At 69.1% G+C, this 3,128-nt stretch carries 2 protein-coding genes; one reads left to right on the top strand and one right to left on the bottom strand.

Annotation, left to right across the window (positions count from 1 at the left end; genetic code table 11):
• Positions 1 to 400: 400 nt before the first annotated feature.
• Entirely contained in the window at positions 401 to 2,038 is a 1,638-nt protein-coding gene (locus G7A99_RS09235) for a methyl-accepting chemotaxis protein (RefSeq protein ID WP_163139689.1), read from the top strand.
• A 65-nt stretch (positions 2,039 to 2,103) separates the two neighbouring features.
• Here G7A99_RS09235 and G7A99_RS09240 read toward each other — a convergent pair.
• On the bottom strand, positions 2,104 to 3,128 hold a 1,025-nt coding region (locus G7A99_RS09240; protein ID WP_205599781.1), incomplete at its 5' end, for an AraC family transcriptional regulator.

A 3,128-nucleotide genomic window follows, 5' to 3' on the forward strand; every position in this document is an offset into this window, starting at 1 on the left:
CCGCCGCCGAACGGTCTCCCGTGTGCGGGGGCGATCGCCCGCCGGTGCCTTGTCAGCAGGCGCGTGCGAATTGCAGTCCCATGGGATCGGGCGTCCGGCAACCGCCGCACGCGTGATGGCGGAATGTATCACCGCGGGCACTGCCGGTCACGGTGGTCGGGGCGGGAAGCGTGCCGGTTGCCCGTTTGCTGGCTGTCCCGGGCAGTAAGACGTGGGCGGTGTGTGACCCATCACTCTGCGGCGGGAGGCCTCAAGCGCTGCCGGAACGAAGTCGGCCCTAACGTGTGGTGCGACGATGCCGATAACCGTATTGGGGAATGGGACGACCTGGATAAAAAACAAACGACAGGGACGGCAAGGGCTTTATCAAACATGAACTACCCGTTAGAGGAATGCACCGATGCGTTGGTTGCGTGACCTGTCTTTCCGCTGGAAGCTCGGCGTCCCCGTTGCCGTGCTCACTCTCATACTCGTGGTCGTGGCCGGCCTCTCCATGTCGCTGCTCGGCACTTTCGCTCACGACGCACGGATCTATTCCGGCGAGCTCATGCCCGGCGGGTCCCGGGTCCTGGAGGCCGACCGTGACCTTCACCAGTCCCTGATTGCGCAGCGGCGGGCCCTGCAGGCCGGTAACGCCCAGGAGCGCAAGGAGCAGCGTGCGGTGCAGGCCGAAAACCTGACCCAGGCCCGTGAGCGCGTGGCCAGGGCCGCAGAGCTGCTCGGTGACCCCCGGGCGGCGAAGCTCGCGGCGCAGTTCGACAAGGAGATCGACCGCTGGGCGGAGATCAACAGTCGTGTCCGGAGCCTCGTGGATGACGGACGCGCCGACGAGGCGGTCCGGCTCGCGAGCGGGGACGGCGCCGAGCAGTTCGACACCGCCCGTAACCAGCTCGACCAGATGACCGGAAGGGTCAACGACATGGCCGCCGAGCTGTCTGCGCAGGTCGAGGCGGACGCGGTGAGCAGCCGTATCACGCTGACCACGGCGCTGCTCATCGGGCTGGCGGTCTGTGTCGCCATCCTCATCGTTCTGCCGCGGAGTGTGCTCAAGCCGCTTCAGGCGATGTCGGCCCGTGTGGAAGATCTCTCCAGCGGCGAGGGCGACCTCACGATCCGCCTCGCGAACCCGGCCCGGGACGAGATCGGCAGGCTCTCGGACCGGATCGACGATTTCCTGGGTACGCTCAACGAAATGGTCAGCCGCGCGGCGGACACCACCAAGCAGCTCTCCTCCGCGGCGGAGGAGCTGGCATCGACCAGCCGTGAGACGCAGAGCAACGTCGATGCGCAGCACGACGCCACGGATCAGGTCGGTACCGCGACCAACGAGATGACCGCGACGGTCCAGGAGGTGGCGCGCAACGTGGGTGAGGCGGCGGAATCCGCCGGTGAGGCGACCCGCGAGGCCAATGATATGGCCGCGACCATGGAGCGCACGGTGACCACCGTCGAGGAACTCGCCCGTCAGCTCGACCGTACCGGCGAGGGCGTCTCGCGCCTCACGGCGGACGCCGAGCAGATTGGCACGGTTCTGGATGTCATCAATGCCGTGGCCGAGCAGACCAACCTGCTCGCCCTCAATGCCGCCATCGAGGCCGCCCGCGCCGGCGAGCACGGCCGCGGCTTCGCCGTGGTGGCCGAGGAGGTGCGCACGCTCGCCACGCGTACTCAGGATTCCACCAACGAGATCCGCGATATCATCGAGCGGGTGCAGAGCGGCGCGCGGGAATCCTCGCAGCTGATGGAGACCGGGCGTCAGCAGAGCGGCGAGACCGTGACCATGGTGCGCGGCTGTGGCGAGCAGCTGGAGACCGTGACCGCCGGTATCCAGAGCATCAGTGACATGACCTCGCAGATCGCCTCCGCGGCCGAGGAGCAGAGCAGCACCATCGAGGAGATCAACCGCAATATCACCGAGATCAGCGAGATCTCCGGCCGTACGGCCACCGGTGCCGGCCAGGTGTCCACCGCCAGCGACGAGCTCGCCCGCCTCGCCAGCGAGCTCGAGGGGCTGATGGGCCGGTTCCGCACCGGCTGATGCCGCGCATGCCCGGCCGTTCCCGGCAGTGCCGTCCCCGACGGCGCTGCCGGGACACGGTCGACTCAATCCGCCTGCAGCGCCCCCCGGCAGCGGCTCGGGGGCATGCCGAATTCCCGCCTGAATGCAGTGGCGAAGTTGGCGGCGCTCGTGTAGCCCGCCAGGTTCGCCGCTGTCTCCATGTTCATGCCCCTCTGGCGTATCGCCTCGCCGGCGGCCGCCAGTCGCCGACGACGTAGGTAGCGCCCCAGCGGCATGCCGTAGTGGCTGCGGAACTGGCGCTGGAGGCTGCTCAGGCTCATGCCGAGCCGCGCCGCCAGGCGCGCCTGCGTCGATGGCAGTTCGGCGCCCCCATCGATCAGCCGTATCAGTCGCCGCAGGCGCCGGTCGCTCGTCACCGGTGCTTCCGTACCGGTGGCGGTGACACCGTCGAACGCCGCCGCCAGCGCCTCTCCCGCGAGGCTCAGCGCCGCGCCAGTGAGCCGCAGCTGGCGGGTGCGCGGCGGTGCGCTGAGTACGCCCGGGTCGATAACGCCCTCCAGCAGGCCGAGCAGTCCGGGCGACGGTGTCCATCGGGTCAGATGCGGTGGGGTCCGGGGGTCCGGTTGCCACGCGTAGCCGTTGGCCGCCAGCCAGGCGGGTGTGAGCGTCAATGTGACCGTGCGCTCGTGGCCGCCGGCGCGGCCGTTGCGCACGAACCGCTCCGGCCGTGCCAGCGTCACCGCCACGGCACGGTCGGTGGCGGGCTCGTCCCTGCCCAGGGTGATGGCACGTCCGCCGAAGCGCACGTGCGCGTTGCCGTCGAGCACCAGTGCGATCTTTACGCCGGCGGGCAGCTCGGCGCGGCTGGTCAGGTCATAGCGGTCGTGGACGTCGGCCACGCGCAGGAGCATCCCCGGCTGGATCTCCGTGAGGTGCATGAATCCGTCGAGCAGCGGGGCACGGTGGTTCCAGCTCGGAGCCTGCAGCCTATGACGGTGCGCCACCGGCGCGGACACGTCACGCAGCTGGCCGGCATCGATCGCAAGGGGTTTATCCGTCGTCACGGGTGATGTCTGAACACTGAGCATCCGGGGCGCTCCCGAGTTTC

Source organism: Arhodomonas sp. KWT, assembly GCF_010993615.1.

What these genes read in the sequence shown, in the direction of transcription:
- G7A99_RS09235 (WP_163139689.1), top strand. Translation starts at nt 401, where the DNA reads ATGCGTTGGTTGCGTGACCTGTCTTTCCGCTGGAAGCTCGGCGTCCCC.